At 75.0% G+C, this 16,718-nt stretch carries 7 protein-coding genes; 3 read left to right on the forward strand and 4 right to left on the reverse strand.

Features of this window, described 5'->3' with window-relative positions:
* Nucleotides 1–193 precede the first annotated feature (193 nt).
* From AB5J87_RS32505 to AB5J87_RS32515, 3 genes are read left to right on the forward strand one after another with little or no spacing between them, the layout of a single operon-like run.
* The gene (locus AB5J87_RS32505) at nucleotides 194–445 is read left to right on the forward strand and encodes an acyl carrier protein (RefSeq protein ID WP_369381984.1); all 252 of its coding nucleotides are present in this window, start codon (nucleotides 194–196) and stop codon (nucleotides 443–445) included.
* Nucleotides 445–1,917: a class I adenylate-forming enzyme family protein gene (locus tag AB5J87_RS32510; protein WP_369381986.1), complete on the forward strand. Its 1,473-nt coding sequence runs from the start codon at nucleotides 445–447 to the stop codon at nucleotides 1,915–1,917. Before AB5J87_RS32505 ends, AB5J87_RS32510 begins: the two co-directional genes overlap by 1 nt.
* On the forward strand, nucleotides 1,910–2,659 hold the full coding sequence (locus AB5J87_RS32515) for a 4'-phosphopantetheinyl transferase superfamily protein (RefSeq protein WP_369381987.1): 750 nt from the start codon (nucleotides 1,910–1,912) through the stop codon (nucleotides 2,657–2,659). Before AB5J87_RS32510 ends, AB5J87_RS32515 begins: the two co-directional genes overlap by 8 nt.
* A gap of 25 nt (nucleotides 2,660–2,684) precedes the next feature.
* On the opposite strand, the gene ccrA is transcribed toward AB5J87_RS32515, so the two are convergent.
* From ccrA to AB5J87_RS32535, 4 genes are read right to left on the reverse strand one after another with little or no spacing between them, the layout of a single operon-like run.
* Nucleotides 2,685–3,845, reverse strand: a complete 1,161-nt coding sequence (gene ccrA / locus AB5J87_RS32520; RefSeq protein ID WP_369383737.1) for a crotonyl-CoA carboxylase/reductase — start codon at nucleotides 3,843–3,845, stop codon at nucleotides 2,685–2,687.
* A gap of 56 nt (nucleotides 3,846–3,901) precedes the next feature.
* Nucleotides 3,902–4,114 carry an MbtH family NRPS accessory protein gene (locus tag AB5J87_RS32525; RefSeq protein WP_369381990.1) on the reverse strand — a complete coding sequence of 71 codons (213 nt, stop codon included), beginning with the start codon at nucleotides 4,112–4,114 and terminating at the stop codon, nucleotides 3,902–3,904.
* Nucleotides 4,111–7,926: a type I polyketide synthase gene (locus AB5J87_RS32530; protein WP_369381993.1), complete on the reverse strand. Its 3,816-nt coding sequence runs from the start codon at nucleotides 7,924–7,926 to the stop codon at nucleotides 4,111–4,113. Before AB5J87_RS32530 ends, AB5J87_RS32525 begins: the two co-directional genes overlap by 4 nt.
* A complete protein-coding gene (locus tag AB5J87_RS32535; protein ID WP_369381995.1) occupies nucleotides 7,919–16,672 on the reverse strand; it encodes an amino acid adenylation domain-containing protein in 8,754 nt (2,917 codons plus the stop codon). Before AB5J87_RS32535 ends, AB5J87_RS32530 begins: the two co-directional genes overlap by 8 nt.
* Nucleotides 16,673–16,718: the final 46 nt, after the last annotated feature.

The raw sequence follows: 16,718 nt of genomic DNA on the forward strand, positions 1-16,718 counted from the left end.
CACCTGACCACCCCTTCGTCATGCACTGTCCCCGGTGGCAGTGCCCTCTACTGATGAAGAGGTCTGACCTGGGGCGTTCAATCCCTGCCGGGGGCGGGAGTTGCCGTGACGAAGGTCACGCGGGGGCGGGGGAGTGTGCGCGCCCGCGCGCGACTCTCTCTTCGGTAGTCAGTGAAACGAGAAGGGGTACGCCATGAGCACCATCAGGACGATGCTGGTCGAGCTGACCGGGACGCCGGAGTTCGCCGAGGGCATCGGCGACGACGAGGACCTCAGCGCCAGCGGCATCGACTCCGGGGACCTGGTCCGGCTGATCCTGCTCATCGAGCAGCGCACCGGCATCGAGGTGACGGCCGAGGACATGGAGGGCCTGATCACCATCGCCGACTACGAGCGCTTCATCGCCGAGCGCGACTCCGCCACCCCGCAGCCGGGCGCAGCCTGATGTGGCTGACCCAGCTGGCGGAGCGCAACCGCCAGTGCTTCCCGGACCGGACGGCCCTGGTGGACGAGCGGCGCTCCGTCACCTGGGCCGAGTTCCACGACCGGGGCGTGCGCCTGGCCAGGGGCCTGGCCGGGCTCGGCATCCGGCGCGGCGACCGGGTCGCGGTGCTCTCGCTGGACCGGATCGAGGTCCTGGAGACGTACTTCGCGCTCGCCCGCGTCGGGGCGCTGTTCGTCCCGCTGAACCACAGCCTCACCCCGGAGGAGGTGGGCGGGATCGTCGAGCGGACCGGCGCGGTCGCGGTGATCGGCGAGTCCGCGCTGCTCGCGCGCCATCCGGACCTGGCCGTACGCACCCGGATCCCGCTCGACGACGACGCGTTCGCGGCGCTCGGCGAGGCGGGCGGCCCGGAGCTCGACGACATCCCGGACGATGCGCCGGCCGCGATCCTGCACACCTCGGCCACCACCGGCCAGGCCAAGGGCGTCACCGTCGACCACGCCTCGTTCCGGGCCATCGCGCTCGGCTGGCTGGCCGTGGCCCGCCCCGCCGACGAGATGGTGCTGGTCAACTGCTGCCCGCTCTACCACGGCAGCATGGTCGTCTCGCTGACGTACATGGCCGCGGGCGCCACCGTGGTCCTGATGCCCGGCTTCAAGCCGCAGACCGCGCTGGCCGCGATCGAGACCCACCGCGCCACCCACATCTGGCTGGTCCCGCAGATGCTGCGGTTCCTGCTGCGGGCCAAGTCGGCCGACAGCACGGACCTGTCGACCCTGCGCGAGATCCTGTACGGGGCCGCGCCGATGCCCATGGACATCTACGCCGAGGCCGTGGAGCGGCTCGGCTGCGGGTTCCGGCAGGTGTACGGGATGACCGAGGTCGGCGGCCCGTTCGTCACCCTCGGCCCCGAGGAGCACCCGGCGCCGGAGGCGGCGGGCGAGGTCATCCCGGCGGGCCGGGTGATCCCCGGCATGTCGGCGCGCGCCCTGGACGAGCAGGGCGAGGAGGTCGAGCCGGGCGCCATCGGGGAGATCTGCGTCCGCGGCCCGGGCCTGATGCACGGCTACTGGGAGAACGAGGCCGCCACCGCCGAGATCACCACGGCCGACGGCTGGATCCGCACCGGCGACCTCGGGTACATCGACCGCGCCGGGCTCATCCGGCTGATCGACCGCAGCAAGGACCTGATCATCCGGGCCGGGCAGAACGTCTACCCCTCGGAGATCGAGCGGGCGCTCCAGGCGCATCCGGCGGTCCGCGACGCGGCCGTCGTCGGGGTCCCGGACGAGGACTTCGGCGAGGTCCCGCTGGCATACGTGGTGGCCGAAGAGGGCACCGGCACCCAGGAGTTGCAGACCTACCTGGCCCAGCGCCTCGCCGCCTACAAGCGGCCCCGGCGCATCGAGTTCATCGACCAGGTGCCCCGCAACCCGGCCGGGAAGATCATCAAGAAGCTGCTGCGTGCCTGATCCGGTACCGCCGCCCGGGCACGACCGGGCGGCGGACCGGACACCCGCCCGCCCCGGCCCCCGGCCGGAGGCGGCGGAGGGCCGGACGGCCGCCGAAGAGGCGCTGCGCCTGCTGGCTGCGGCCCTGCGCGCCCAGGGCCTGGCGCTGGGCACGGCCCGCGCCGACGAGCCGGGGGCACCGGCGCCAGGGCCCGTGGAGCGGGCGCTGACCGGGGCGATGACACCCCGTCGAAGCCGTGAGTTCCTCGCCGGACGCCATGCGGCCCGCCGGGCACTGGCCGCGGCGGGCGGACCCGTCGAGGAGATCGCGCGCGCGGGCCGGCGCCCACTGTTCCCGGCCGGGTTCACCGGCTCGATCAGCCACTCCGGCGGCCTGGCCGTCGCCCTCGCGGCCCCCGCCGGGCGCTTCGCCGCCCTCGGCTGCGACCTCGAACTGCGCGGCCTGCCCCTGGCGAGCGCCCACATCGTGCTCGGCCCCGACGAACGGGGCTGCCTGGAAGGCGACGCGGCGACGGCCGAACACCGCCTGCTGTGCGCCTTCTCGGCCAAGGAGGCCGCGTACAAGGCGTTCGGCGCGCTGCTCGGCGAGGGGGCGCCCGCGACCCTGCTCGCCCTCGTGGCCCGGCCGGTGCCGGGCGGCTTCCGGGCCCGGCCGCGCACGGCGCCGGGCCCGGAGGTGGAGGTACGGGTGCGCCCGGCGGGCCCGGGCGTCTTCAGCTGGGCCGCCGCACCGCGGAGCTGACCGGGTGCGGCGGCCAAGGCGCCGGCTACTCCTTGGCGTTGACCAGCACGGCCATGTTGCCCGCCGGGTGCTGGTTGTCGTGGATCAGCTGGTGGGCCTTGCCGATCTCCTCGAAGCCGAGGGTGAGCGACAGGCACGGGTCGAGCAGCCCCTGGTCGATCATGGTGGTCACCTCGCGGGCCTCGCGGGAGTTGGAGACGTGCGAGCCCTGCAGACGCTTCTGCCGCATCCACAGGAAGCGCAGGTCCACATCGCCGTTGTAGCCGGTGGTGCCGCCGCAGATGACGACCATGCCCGCGTTGTCGCACATGTACATCGAGGTCGGGATGGTGTCGGCGCCGGAGTGCTCCAGCACGATCCGGGGTGCCCTGCGCTCGCCGAGCACCTCCCAGAACCGGCGGCCGAAGGCGCGGGCGCCCTGGAGCCAGCGGCCCATCGCCTCGTCGTCGCCGGTGTCGGGCAGCCGGCCCCAGTGGTCGAAGTCGCGGCGGTTGATGTACCCCTTGGCGCCCAGCTCGACGCAGTACTCGCCGCGCTCGTCGCTGGAGACCACCGCGATGGGGATGCCGCCGCGCTGCTTGACCATCTGGATCGCCATGCAGCCCAGACCGCCCGCACCGCCCCAGATCAGCACCGCGTCACCGGGGCGCACGGTGTGCGGCTCCCAGCCGAACAGCTGGCGGTAGGCGGTGGCCGCGGTGGCCATGTAGCAGGCCGCCGCGGCCCAGGACAGCCGCTTCGGCTTGGGGTGGCACTGGTACTCGTCGACCACCGCGAACTGGGCGAAGGAGCCGTAGTTCTCCTCGTACCCCCACACGCTCTGGGTGGAGGAGGTGGACGGGTCGGCGCCGAGCCGGATGTCCTCGGCGCTCTCGTCCCAGATGCTGGCGAGGAGCACGATCTCGTCGCCGGGCTTGAGCCGCACGCCCTCGCCGACCGCCCACACGATGCCGGAGGCGTCGGAGCCGCCGATGTGGAAGTCCTCGACGGCGCCGCGCTTCTGGCGGGCGGCTATGACGTCCACCGGGTCGCCGAGCGAGGCCCACACGTTGTTGTAGTTGACGCCCGCGGCCATCACCTTGATGAGGACCTGGCCGGGCCCGACGGGCGGCACGTCCACGACCTCGGTGCGGAAGGCACCGATGGGCGGCCCGTACCGCTCGGGCCGGATCAGGGAGGCGTACATGCGCTTGGGCGCCTGGCCCAGCGGGGGCGCGTCACCGAGCTCGTAGAGGTCCTGGGTCACGTTCTGGCTCCTGACGGTGCGGGTGCGGGTGCGGAAGCGGCCGACCGGGTGCGGCAGGCGCTGAAGTCGGCGGCGGGACCGAGCGCGTCCCAGCCGGCGGGTACGGGGGCGAAGGCGGGCCACAGCGAGCGCTCGCCCGCCGCGTTGGTGAGCACCAGGTGCGAGGGGACGCCCTCGCCGTGGGACTCGAACGGACCGGGCACGGTCATTCCCCTTCCTGGGCGGGCCGCAGGGCGGCGGCGAGGACCGCGCCGATGCGGGCGATGTGCTCCGGCTCGGTCATGTCGTAGTGGCCGCAGTCCACGGCGTGCTCGGTGAACACGCCGCCGACGTACGGGCGCCAGCTGTCGGCCTTGCCGGGCACCAGCGACAGGTCGCCGGAGTCGGCCGGTACGGGGGCGTCGGTGGTGGCGCTGAAGAACAGCGCGTCGCCGCCGAACACCTCGGGGGCGAACTCCCGGGCGATGGTGAGGTTGTTGCGCATCACACGGGCGATCGCCAGCGCCTCGTCACGGGTCACCGGTGAGGGGCCGCGCTCCGCGCCCTCCTCCTCGCCGAGCCGCCGGATCACCTCGTCGACGTCCGTGGCCCCGCCCTCGGGCATCTCCAGGCCCGCGACGCGGACCAGCAGCGACGCCACCTGGCGCTCGGTGGCCCGGGGGTCGGCGGGCGCGTCCTCGGTGACGGGCGCGTCCAGCATGGCCAGCAACTCGACCTCCTCGCCCTGGCGTTGCAGGGTGGTGGCCATGGCGTGGGCGACGAACCCGCCGTAGGACCAGCCCAGCAGCCGGTACGGGCCCTCGGGCTGCACCTCGCGCAGGTGCGCCACATAGGAGTCGACCATCTCCTTGGCGTCGGCGGCCGGTTCGCGCGTCCCGTCCAGGCCGTGCGCCTGGATGCCGTACACCGGCTGGCGGGCGCCGAGGTGCGGCAGCAGACCGGTGTAGCGCCAGGCGATGCCCGCGCCGGGGTGGACGCAGAACAGCGGGCGCTGGTCGCCGTCGGCGCGCAGCGGCAGCAGCGGCGCGAACGCGTCCTGGCCGGCCGCGCCGCCGCGTCCCGCCAGCGAGACGAGCCCGGCGATGGTGGGCGCCGAGAGGAACGCGGCGGCCGGTACGTCCAGGACCGCGTCGGTGCGCATCCGGCCCGCCAGGAGCACCGCGCGCATCGAGTCGCCGCCGAGGTCGAAGTAGTTGTCGTGGATCCCGATGCCCTCGATGCCCAGCGCCTCCTCCCAGTACGCGGCCACGGACCGCTCCCGCTCGGTGCGGGGCGCGGCGTACTCCGTGGTGAGGTAGGGCCGGGGGGAGCGGCCGGTGGCCGCCTGCTCGTCGCCGTCCTGCGGACCGGCGAGCGGCCGGGCCCCGGGGGCGTCGATCCAGTGGCGGCGCCGGTCGAAGGCGTACGGCGGCAGCGGCACCGGACGGGCCTCGTCCGCCGCCCCGGCGCCGTGCGGGCCGGTGAGGTCGACGGGCACGCCCGCGCTCCACAGCCGGCCGAGCGCCTCCGCGAACATCTGCCCGTCGGGGGTGGCGGCCTTGGCGTGCCGCATGGTGGGCACGGTGGTCACCGGCTGGTCCGCGAGGCGGGCGCCCGCCAGCTTGGCCAGCGCGTCACCGGGGCCGATCTCGACGAACAGCGGACGGCCGTCCCGCCAGAGCGCGGCGATGCCGTCGGCGAACCGCACGGTGCGCCGGGTGTGGTCGAGCCAGTGCTCGATGCTCGTCGCCTGCTCGTCGGTGACCCAGTCGCCGGTGACGTTGGTGATGTACGGGATCGTCGGCGGTCGCAGGGTCACGCCCCGCAGGACGTCCGCGAACTCGGGCAGGATCGGGTCCAGCACGTGCGAGTGGGCGGCGGCGGGCAGCCGCAGCCTGCGGAAGGCGATGTCGTCGGCGGCCAGCCGCGCCTCCAGGGCCGCCACCGCCTCCTGGCGCCCCGCGACGGTGCAGGCCGCCGGGCCGTTGACCGCCGCCAGCGACAGGTCGTCGGTGAGATAGCGGCGCAGCACCTCCTCGCCGACGGCCACACCGGTGGTGGCGCCGCCCGCCGAGGCGATCAGCCGGATGCGCTCGCCGACCAGCGGCAGCATCTCCTCCAGGGACATCACCCCGGCGAGGGTGGCCGCGGTGTACTCGCCCAGCGAGTGCCCGATGAACGAGGCGGGCCGCACGCCGTGCTCCATCAGCGCGGTCGCCAGGGCGTACTCGGTGACCACCAGGGCCAGGAAGGCGTCGACGCTGCCGGGTTCGGTGTCCTCGAAGAGCGCCGTGCGCAGATCGCGGCCGGTGGCGGAGAGCAGGATGCGGGTGCAGCGGTCGACGGCGTCCCGGTAGACCGGCAGCTCGCGGTGGAGTTCGGCGCCCATGCCGATGTACTGGGTGCCGCCGCCGGGCAGCAGGAACGCGACCGGCGGGGCCTCCTCGCCGCGCACCAGCCCGCTCGACTGGAGCGGGTGCAGCAGGATCCGCGCGGCCTGCCCGGTGTCGAGCGCGGCGACGGCCGCCCGGTGCGCCATCGGGGTGCGGGCGCGCAGGGAGTGGGCGACGTCGGCGAGGTCGGTCGCGGGGTGCTCGGTGAGGTGGCGGCCCAGGTTCTCGGCCTGCCCGCGCAGGGCGCCCGAGGTGCGGGCGGACAGCGGCAGCACCTGCCAGCGGGCGGGCCGGGCCGGCCGGGGGGCCGGGTCCGGCGCGGGCGGTGCCTCCTCCACGATGACGTGCGCGTTGGTCCCGCCGACCCCGAACGCGCTGATCGCGGCCCGGCGCGGGCCCTCGCCCGCCCGCCACTCCTCCAGCGCGGTCGGCACCCGGAAGGGGCTCGCGGCGAAGTCGATGAGCGGGTTGGGCCGGTCGAAGTGGAGCGTCGGGGGTATCTGGCGGTGCTCCAGGGCGAGGACGGCCTTGATGAATCCGGCGATCCCGGCGGCGGCGCCCAGATGCCCGACGTTGGTCTTCACCGAGCCCAGCGCGCAGTAGCCGGTGCGGTCGGTGCTCTCGCGGAACGCCGCGGTCAGCGCCGCCACTTCGATCGGGTCGCCGATGCGGGTGGCGGTGCCGTGCGCCTCCACGTATCCGATGGAGTCCGCGCCGATGCCCGCCGCCACCTGCGCGGCCAGGATCGCCTCGGTCTGGCCCTCGGTGCTGGGCGCGGTGAAACCGACCTTGCGGCGCCCGTCGTTGTTGATGGCCGAGCCGCGGATCACGGCCCGGATGCGGTCGCCGTCGGCCAGCGCGTCCGAGAGGCGCTTGAGCGCCACCACGCCGACGCCGTCGCCCGAGGAGGTGCCCGCCGCGTCGGCCGCGAAGGCCCGGCAGCGCCCGTCGGGCGAGAACGGCCCGTCCGGCACGTGCCGGTAGCCGAGCAGCGCCGACGGGTTGATCGAGGCGGCCCCGGCCAGGGCCACGTCACAGCGGTAGTCGATCAGGTCCTGGCAGGCGGTGTGGATGCCGACGAGCGCGGTGGAGCACGCCGTCTGCAGGGAGAGGCTGGGCCCGGTCAGGCCCAGCTCGTACGAGATGCGGGTGGCCAGGGTGCCCAGCGAGTTGCTGGTGGCCGCGTGGACCAGGGCGACCGAGGCGCTCTGCCCGGCGAAGCGCGGGTAGACGTGCGCGGGGTAGTAGCGGCTGTCGCCCGCTCCCGCGTACACCCCGACCTGGAGGTCGCCGTGGCCGTCGGCGTAACCGGCCTCCTCCAGGGCGTGGTAGGCGCATTCGAGCAGCAGGCGCTGCTGCGGGTCGACGACCTCGGCCTCGGCCGGGTTGTAGCCGAAGAACGCCGAGTCGAAGCGGTCGGCGCCCTCGATCACCGAGGCCATCCGCACCAGGTCGGGGTCGTCCAGGCCCGCCGGGTCGCCCCCGGCCGCCAGGAACTCCTCGTCGGTGATCGGCCGGATCGACTCGTGTCCGGCGGCGAGGTTCTGCCAGAACTCCTCCACCGTGTCGGCGCCGGGGAAGCGCGCGGCCATGCCGACGACGGCGACGGCGGTCTCCATCCCCTCGTCGGGGCGGGCTGTCTCATCCATCGTTGCGGGGTCCTTCGTGCTCGGTGCGGGGGGTGTTCGGGGCGGGTCGGCGCCCGGCGCGCGCGGCGCGCTGGCGTTCGGCCCGCTGCCGGGCGAGGTCGAGCCCGGACGGGGGTGTGCTGTCGGGTGCGTCGGCGGGCGCGGGGGAGCCGGCGGCGAAGCCGGTCTCGGTGAGATGGCGGGCCAGGGCCCGCACGCTCGGGTGGCTGAACAGGTCCACCACGCTCAGCTCGCAGCCGAGCTCCTCGTTGACCGCGCCCTGGGCGCGGACCAGGAGCAGCGAGTGGCCGCCGAGGTCGAAGAAGTTCTCCTCGACACCGACCTGGTCACGGCCCAGGACCCGGCACCAGATGGTGCTGAGGACCTTCTCCAGCCGGCGCGTGCCCTCGGCGGAGTCGTCCCCGGCGGCGCCGGGCGCGTCCGCCGCCGACGAACCGGCAGCGCGCAGCACCCAGTGGCCGTCGGCCCCGGCCGCCCGCGCCCCGGTCCGGGCCGCGGTGTACAGGGCCCCGAGGTCGGCGCCCTCGTCGAGCGCCACCTTGCCCGCGAGCCGGTGCACCGGCCGGGCCGGCGCCTGGACGTGGCCGCGCACCCAGGGCAGGGCGCGGTCGGTGCCGATCAGCAGGTGCGGCTCGGCCAGGGTGCGGGCCAGGTCGAAGGAGCGCAGGGCCGAGGCGGAGTCCAGGACCCGGTAACCGCGCGCCTCGGTCAGCGACTTGAGCCCGTACCCCTCGCTCATGCCCAGCTCGTCCCACATGCTCCAGGCCAGGCTCTGCGCGTCCAGGCCGCTGCCGCGCTGATGGGCGGCGAGCGCGTCGAGGAACGCGTTGGCGGCGGCGTAGGAGCTGCTCATCGAGCCGCCGAAGTAGCCGTTGACCGAGGAGAACGAGAGGTACGTGCGGGCCCCGTGCTCCTGGGCGAGGCGGTGCAGCACCCAGCCGCCGGTGACCTTGGCGGCCAGTGCCGCGCGCCACTCCTCCAGGCCGAGGTCGGCCACCGCGCGCTGCTCGAAGCGGCCCGCGAGGTGCACCACCGCGGCGAGCGGGGCGGACCAGACGTCGGCCGCCTCGGCCACGGCGGCGCGCAGCCGCTCGGCGTCGGTGATGTCGGCGCCCACGTACCGCACCTCGCCCAGCTCGCGCAGGGAGCGGTAGGTCTCGATGCGGCGGGCCAGCGGGCCGCCCTCGGCGATGTGCTTGTCCCAGCTGTCCTCGTCGGGCAGCTGGGTGCGGCCCACCAGCAGCAGCCGGGTGCCGGGGGTCTTGAGCAGGTGCTCGGCCAGCCGTCCGGCCACTCCGCCGAGGCCGCCGCTGACCAGGTGGAAGCCCTCGGTGGCGGGCGGCGCGGTGCGCGGCAGCGGGTCGGGGAGCGGGGCGAGCCGGCGGATCCAGCGCCCGCCGTCGCGGAAGGCCACCTCGGCGTCGGTCACCGGCGCGGCGAGCTCCGCGAGCAGCGGCCCGGCGTCGTCCCCGGCGTCCGCCAGGTCCACCTGCGCGGTGCGCAGCCAGGGCAGCTCCTCGCGCAGGCTCTTCAGGAGCCCGCCGACGGCGCCGTGCGCGTACGAGGGGAGGTCGCCGTCCCGTACGGCCTGGGCCGCCGCGCTCACCACCAGCAACCTCACCTGCTGGGACGCGGTGTGACGAGCCGTCAGTGCCTGGGCGAGGCAGAGCAGGGAGTCGGCGCCGTCGCGCTGGGCGGCGAGCAGCTCGGCGGCCGTCTCCGGCTCGCCGGTCCGCCCGTCGAGGGTGCCCAGGTGCAGCACGGCGTCCACCGGCCGGTCGTCGGCCGCCAGACGGTCCAGGAGCGTGCCGAGGTCGGCCGCCGAGTCGGGGCGGACGCGGTACGCGGCGGCGTCCCGCCGGGCGAACTCCTCGCCGTCCGTGACGACCGTGCACCGGCCGCCCTCGGCGCGCAGCCGCGCCGCGACGGTCTCGGCCAGGGCGGCGCCCGGGGCGTGCCGCCCGGCCAGCACCAGGGTGTGGCCGCCGGACTGGGCCGGGGCGTGGACGCGCTCGGCCCGCTGCCACACCGGGCGCAGGAACCAGTCCGGCACCGTGGCGGTGCTGGCCAGCAGGATCTCGGAGGACTGGGCGATCCGGTCGAACTCGCCCGCCTCGAACCGCTTGCGCAGCTGGGTGCGCTGGATCTTGCCGATCTCCGTCTTGGGGATCAGGGCCGCCTCGACGGGCATCAGGTGCGCCGGGCTGATCCCGATCTCCCGGGTGACCTTGCCGCGGATCGACCGCAGCGCCCGGGTGACGTCGGTGCCCTCCTCCAGATGGAAGAAGAGGGCGAGTTCGTCGGTGCCCGCCGTCGGGTCGGTGCGCACCGCGCAGGCCGCGGTGAAGCTCCTTACGACGAAGGGCAGTTCCTCGACGCAGGACTCGATCTCGTGGCTGTAGTGGTTGACGCCGTTGACGATGATGACGTCCTTGGCGCGGCCCGTGATGTAGAGCTCCCCGGCGCGCAGGAAGGCCAGGTCGCCGGTCTCGAACCAGCCCTCGGGCGTGAACGACTCGGCGTTCGCCTTCGCGTTGTCGTGGTAGCCGTGGGTCACCGTGGTGCCGCGCACCTGGAGGCGGCCCGCGGTGCCCTCGGCGACGATCCGCTCCTGGTCGTCGACGATCCGCATGGCGAAGCCGGGGTAGGGCAGACCGCAGCTGACGAAGGTGTCCTCGCCGGGCTGCGGCTGGGCCGCGAGGATGGTGTCGGTGACCACCGAGGAGGTCTCCGACATGCCCCAGCACGGGTGCATGACGTCCTGCGGCAGGCCGAACGGCTTCATCACCTCCAGCCAGCGCCGGGCGGTGGCCGCGACGACGACCTCGCCCGCGTTCATCACCAGACGCATCGGGGACAGGTCCCAGGCGCGCCCGGACATCCGGTGCGCCTGCTCGCTGACCAGGCCGAAGGCGAAGTTGGGCGCCCAGGTGACGGTGGCGCGGTGGCGGTGCGCGAGCTCCATCCAGCGCAGCGGGTCCTCCAGGATCCAGGAGGTCGGCGCGTGCACCTGGCGGCAGCCCAGATAGACGTCCCGCAGATGGAACATGACCACACCGGTGACGTGGTCGAGCGGGATCCAGTTGACCGAGACGTCGTGCTCGGTCAGGGAGTTGAGGGACGCGGTGGCCGCCGCGCGGGTCAGCACGTTGCGGTGGGTGAGCCGGACCGCCTTGGGCAGGCCGGTGCTCCCCGAGGTCAGCAGCATCAGCACCACGTCGTCGGGCCGGGCGGCGTGCCAGTCCTCGTCGAGCGGTCCGGCGCGCAGCTCGTCCGTGGTGGTGAGCCGCAGGCCCTCCCAGCCGCGCCGCTCGGCCAGGTCGCGCAGCCCGGCCTCGCCGGAGGCGGAGGTGATCATCCACGGGCGGTGCAGCATCTGCCACACCCCCTCCAGCTTGGCCACCGGCGCGGAGGCGGTCGCGTAGGTGGGGGGCACGGTCAGCGGCACCGTCACGAAGCCGCCGAGCACACAGCCCCACAGCGTGGCGAGGAAGTCCTCGGTGTCCTCGCACTGGAGGATCACCTGGTCGCCGGGGCGCAGCCCGAGCGCCCGCAGCCCGCCGAGCACCCGGGACGCCTCCTCGATCAGCGAGGCGTAGTCGCGGCGGGTCTCGCTGCCGTCGGCGCGGACGTGGACGACCTCGGCGTGCGGTCCGCCGGCGGCGGCCCGGCGCAGCGCCTCGGCCCAGCCGGCCACGGTCGGTTCGGGCAGCGGGGCGCCCTCGCTGAGCGCGGGTACGGCCGCGGCGGCGCCGGCGTCCAGGGTGCGGGCCGTCTCGGTCGCACGGCCGCCGGACGAGCCGATGTAGAGCCGCCCGATCGGGTCGGACACCTCCTCCAGCGACACGGTCGCCGAGCGGACGCCGGGGAGCCGGGACAGCTCCCCCCGCCACGCCTCGGCGGCCTCGGTGTCGATCACCGGCAGCGCGCCGAGCGCCTCGGTGTCCAGGGCGCCGTCGGGGTGGCGGGGCAGATCGGTGACGGCGGCTACGCGGAACGCGGCGGCCCGGTCGTCCGCGGCGCGGCGCACGGCGCGCGCGGCCTGCTCGGCCGCCGCGGCGCGGGTGGGCACCGCGAACAGCGTCGTCCGCCCGTCCGCCGTCACGGCCACGGCGTCCCGGACGTCGCTCTGGGCCAGCAGCGCGCGCTCCGGCCCGGCCGCGTCGGACCCGGCGACGGCCCCGGTCCCGGTACGGTCGCCCGGCTCCGGCGCGGGCAGCTCGCCCAGGCGCAGCGCGGGCTCCTCGGCGACGGCCGCCAGCAGCGCGTGCAGGGCGCTCGCCGCGCGCTCCACGGTGGTGTGGTCGAACAGGTCGGCGGCGTACTCGACGTGGCACACGAGCCCGGCCGGGGCGCCGTCGGGGCCCTGGTTCTCCACCACGTCGACGAAGAGGTCGAACTTGGCGGTGCCGGTGGCGCTCGGCCGCAGCGGCGCCTCGTCGGCGCCGAGGCGGACGGTGGCCTCGGTGTTGTTCTGCAGGGCCAGCATGACCTGGAAGAGCGGGTGCCGGGCCGGGGTGCGGGCCGGGTTGAGCTCCTCGACCAGCCGGTCGAAGGGCAGGTCCTGGTGGTCGTAGGCGGCCAGGTCGAAGTCCTTGACCCGGCCGAGGAGTTCACGGAACTCCGGGTCGCCCGAGGTGTCGGTGCGCAGCACCAGCGAGTTGGCCATCAGACCGACGAGATCGTCCAGGGCGGCGTCGGCGCGTCCGGCCACCGGAGTGCCGATGGGGACGTCGGTGCCCGCGCCCCAGCGGGTGAGCAGGGCGGCGAGTGCGCTCTGCACCACCATGAACAGGCTCGCGCCGCTCTCCTCGCCGAGCCGCAGCAGCGCGCGGTGCAGGGCGGCGTCCACGTCGAGGGTGAGGTGGCCGCCGCGGCGGCCCGGGGCCTCGGGGCGCGGCCGGTCGGCGGGCAGGGCGAGCTCCACCGGGAGGCCCGCCAGCCGCTCCTTCCAGAAGCCGAGCTGACGCTGCATCAAGCCGTCCTCGGCGTCGGTGTCATCGAGGAGCGCGCGCTGCCACAGCGCGTAGTCGGCGTACTGGACGGGCAGTTCCTCCCAGCCCGGGTCGCGGCCCTCGCAGCGGGCGGCGTACGCGGTGGAGAGGTCCTCCGCGAGCGGACGCAGCGACCAGCCGTCGGCGGCGCTGTGGTGCAGCACCAGCACCAGGGTGCGGGCCGCGCCGGTCCCGTACAGACCGGCCCACAGCGGCTGGTCGCGGGTCAGGTCGAAGCGGTGGCGCCGGGCCGCGTCGACATGTGCGCCGACCTCGGAGGCGGGGCAGTCGACCACGTGCAGTTCGGGCCGCAGGGCGCCGCGCGGGCGGATGTCCTGGCGCGGCACGCCGCCGCTCTCCGGCAGCAGGGTGCGCAGGGTCTCGTGCCGGTCGGCCACGTCCGCCAGCGCCGCGCGCAGCGCTGCCTCGTCCACCTCGTGCGCCAGCGGTACGACCAGCGGGATGTTGTAGGTGGCGGCGGCCCCGTCCAGCTGGTTGAGGAACCACATGCTCTGCTGGGTGAAGGAGAGCGGCACCGGGTCGGGCCGCTCGGCTCGGACCAGCGGCGGGCGGGCGGGTCCGGCGGCGGCCGTGAGGTGGCCGGCGACGGCCGCCGGGGTGGGCAGCGCGAAGAAGACGGCCATGGACACCTCGGCGCCGGTGGCGGCGCGCAGCCGGGTCATCAGGCGGGTGGCGAGCAGGGAGTGCCCGCCGAGGTCGAAGAAGTTGTCGTCGGGGCCGACCGTGCCCTCGGGCAGCCGCAGCAGCTCCTCGTACAGGCCGCAGACCAGCGCCTGGGACTCGGTGGCGGGGGCGCGGCCGGTGGCCGCGGCGGCGAAGTCGGGCGCGGGCAGCGCCTTGGCGTCCAGTTTCCCGTTGGCGGTCAGCGGCAGCGCGTCCAGCAGGACGCAGGCGCTGGGCACCATGTGCTCGGGCAGCAGGGCGGCCAGATGGGTGCGCAGCTCGGCGGGCGAGGGGTGCTCGCCGGGCGCGGGGACGGCGTAGGCGACCAGGATGCGGTCGGCCGAGCCCTCGCTCTCGCGGGTCACCACGGCGGCCCGTGCCACACGGGGGTGGCCCAGGAGCGCGGCCTCGATCTCACCGGGCTCGATGCGGAAGCCGCGGATCTTGACCTGCTGGTCGCAGCGGCCCGCGTACTCCAGGGTGCCGTCGGCCGAGCGCCGGGCCAGGTCGCCGGTGCGGTACATCCGCTCGCCCGCCGGGCCGAACGGGTCGGCCACGAACCGCTCGGCCGTCAGCTCCGGGCGGTCCAGATAGCCCTGGGCGAGCCCGGGGCCCGCCACGTACATCTCGCCGACCCAGCCGGGCGGCACCGGCTGGAGGCAGTGGTCGAGGACGTGGACGCGCAGGTCGGGCAGGGCGGTGCCGATGACGCTGCGGGCGGCCGGGTCCTCGATCGTCTCCCGGGTCATCCGCTGGTGGGTGACGTGCACGGTGGTCTCGGTGATCCCGTACATGTTGACCAGGACGGGCGAGGCGTCGCCGTGCCGGTCCACCCAGGGGCGCAGCTGCGCGGGCTCCAGCGCCTCGCCGCCGAAGACGACGTAGCGCAGGGCGAGTTCACCGCCGTCGTCCGTCTCCGCCTCGGCCTGGACGAGCTGCTGGAAGGCGGAGGGCGTCTGGTTGAGGACGGTGACGCGCTCCTCGCGCAGCAGCCGCAGGAAGTCGTGCGGCGAGCGGCTGGTGGCGTACGGGACGACGACGAGCCGGCCGCCGTGCAGCAGCGGTCCCCACAGCTCCCAGACGGAGAAGTCGAAGGCGTACGAGTGGAAGAGCGTCCACACGTCGTCCGGGCCGAAGTCGAAGTGGGCGGCGGAGGTCTCGAAGAGCCGCACCACGTTGGAGTGCGGGATCACCACGCCCTTGGGGCGCCCGGTGGAGCCCGAGGTGTGGATGATGTACGCCGGGTCGGCGGGGGTGAGCGGGGCCTGCCGGTCGGCGTCGGTGAGGTCCGCGCCGGGGCGGGCGGCCAGCTCGCGCTCCACGTCCGGGTCGCCGATGACGAGGGGGGAGGCGCCGGTGGCGGGCAGCGTGGCGGCGGTGGCCGCGTCGGTCACCACCAGCGCGGGGGAGGCGTCCTCGGCGACCGCGCGGATCCGCTCGGCCGGGTAGCCGGGGTCCAACGGCAGGTACGCGGCACCGGACTTGACGACCGCGAGCAGGGCGACGACCAGCTCGGCCGAGCGGGGCAGCGCCAGCGCCACCACCCCGCCGGGTCCGGCGCCGCGCTCGACGAGGAGCCGGGCCAGCCGGTTGGCGCGGGCGTTGAGCTCCGCGTAGGTGAGCCGGGTGTCCTCGTGGGTGACGGCGACCGCGTCGGGGGTGCGGGCGGCCTGGGCCTCGAACCGGGTGGACAGCACGGCGTCGGGCGCGGTGGGCGTGCTCTCGGCGGCGGCGTACCCGGGAAGCTCCTCGGGGTGCAGCAGGGTGGTGCGGGCCAGCGGCAGACCGGCGTCCGCCTCGGCGAGCTGGTCCAGCAGGCGCAGCAGGCGCTGCTGGTGGTCGGTGAGCGCCTCTTCGGAGTAGAGGGCGGGGTTGGCGTCGAAGGCGATCCACACGCCCTCGCCGCCCGCGCCGGGCCGCACGTTGATCTGGAGGTCCTCGACGGCGCCGCCGGAGAGGTGGTGGGAGGTGGTGCGGTGGCCGCCGAAGGGCGGCTCCTCGTCGAACGGGACCAGGTTGACCACCGGCCCGTACAGCCGCCGGTCGCCGCCCAGGAGTTTGAGGTCGCGGCGCAGGTCCTCGGCCCGGTACTGCTGGTGCTTGCGCACATCGCGTAATGCGGCGGCGACCGCCGCCACCAGCTCTCCGGCGGTGGTGGCGGGGGTTACGGCCAGGCGCAGCGGCAGGATGTTGGAGGCGGTGCCGGGCGTGCGCAGGGCGGTCGAGCCGAGCCGGCTCATGGTGGGCAGGCCGAGCACGATGTCCTGCTGCCCGGTGACGCGGTGCAGATAGGCGGCGACGGCCGCCACGATCAGATCGTTGCGGGCGGCCCCGAAGCGGGCCGCCGCCGCGGTCAGCCGCTCGGTCTCGGCGGGGGAGAGGAGGGTGGTGCGGCGCAGGAAGGACGGGGAGGGCGCCGCGGTGCCCTCGGTCAGACCGACGGCGCCGGGCGCGTCCGCGAGGCGGGCCGTCCAGTGGTCGCGGTCGCGGGTGAAGCGGTCCGAGGCGCGGTAGGCGTTCTCCTCCTCCAGCAGCCGGTCCACCGGCAGGAACGGGCTCGCGGGCACCTCGCGCCCGTCGGCGAGCGCCGCGTACACCTCGGAGAGGCGCCGGGCGACGAGCTTGTAGCTGTAGCCGTCGAGCAGGATGTGGTGGGCCCGCAGGAACCAGAAGTGGCGGTCGGGTGCCAGGGTGAACAACGCCTGGGTGAACAGCGGGCCCTCGGTGAGGTCGGCCGCCCGGGCCATGTCGGCGCGTATCCATGCCTCGGCCGCCGCACCGGGGTCCGCCTCCGCGCTCACGTCCACCAGCCGCAGCGGCCAGTCGTCGGCCGCGGCCGGCGCGCTGCGCGGGCCGTCGGGGGTGTCGGCGAAGCGCAGGGCGAACGTCTGCGCCTCGCCCACGGTCCGCCGCAGCGCGGTCTCGAACAGCGCGGGGTCCACGGGCCCGTGGATCTCCACGTACTCGGCGGTGTTGTAGGCGGCGTTCGCGGGGTCGAGCCGCTGGGCGAACCAGAGACCCTGCTGGGCCCCGGTCAGCGGGCTACTGGTGTCCTCCTGGACAGACATGGCACCAACCCTCATTAGGCGTTTGTGAAATTCTCCGCACACGGAA

The organism is Streptomyces sp. cg36, assembly GCF_041080675.1.
Lineage (GTDB): Bacteria > Actinomycetota > Actinomycetes > Streptomycetales > Streptomycetaceae > Streptomyces.

Bases quoted from the DNA above. Each gene is read 5' to 3' on its own strand.
- AB5J87_RS32505 (WP_369381984.1), top strand. From the start codon at position 194: ATGAGCACCATCAGGACGATGCTGGTCGAGCTGACCGGGACGCCGGAG.
- AB5J87_RS32510 (WP_369381986.1), top strand. From the start codon at position 445: ATGTGGCTGACCCAGCTGGCGGAGCGCAACCGCCAGTGCTTCCCGGAC.
- ccrA (WP_369383737.1), bottom strand. From the start codon at position 3,845: ATGTACGCCTCCCTGATCCGGCCCGAGCGGTACGGGCCGCCCATCGGT.
- AB5J87_RS32525 (WP_369381990.1), bottom strand. From the start codon at position 4,114: ATGACCGTGCCCGGTCCGTTCGAGTCCCACGGCGAGGGCGTCCCCTCG.
- AB5J87_RS32530 (WP_369381993.1), bottom strand. From the start codon at position 7,926: ATGGATGAGACAGCCCGCCCCGACGAGGGGATGGAGACCGCCGTCGCC.
- AB5J87_RS32535 (WP_369381995.1), bottom strand. From the start codon at position 16,672: ATGTCTGTCCAGGAGGACACCAGTAGCCCGCTGACCGGGGCCCAGCAG.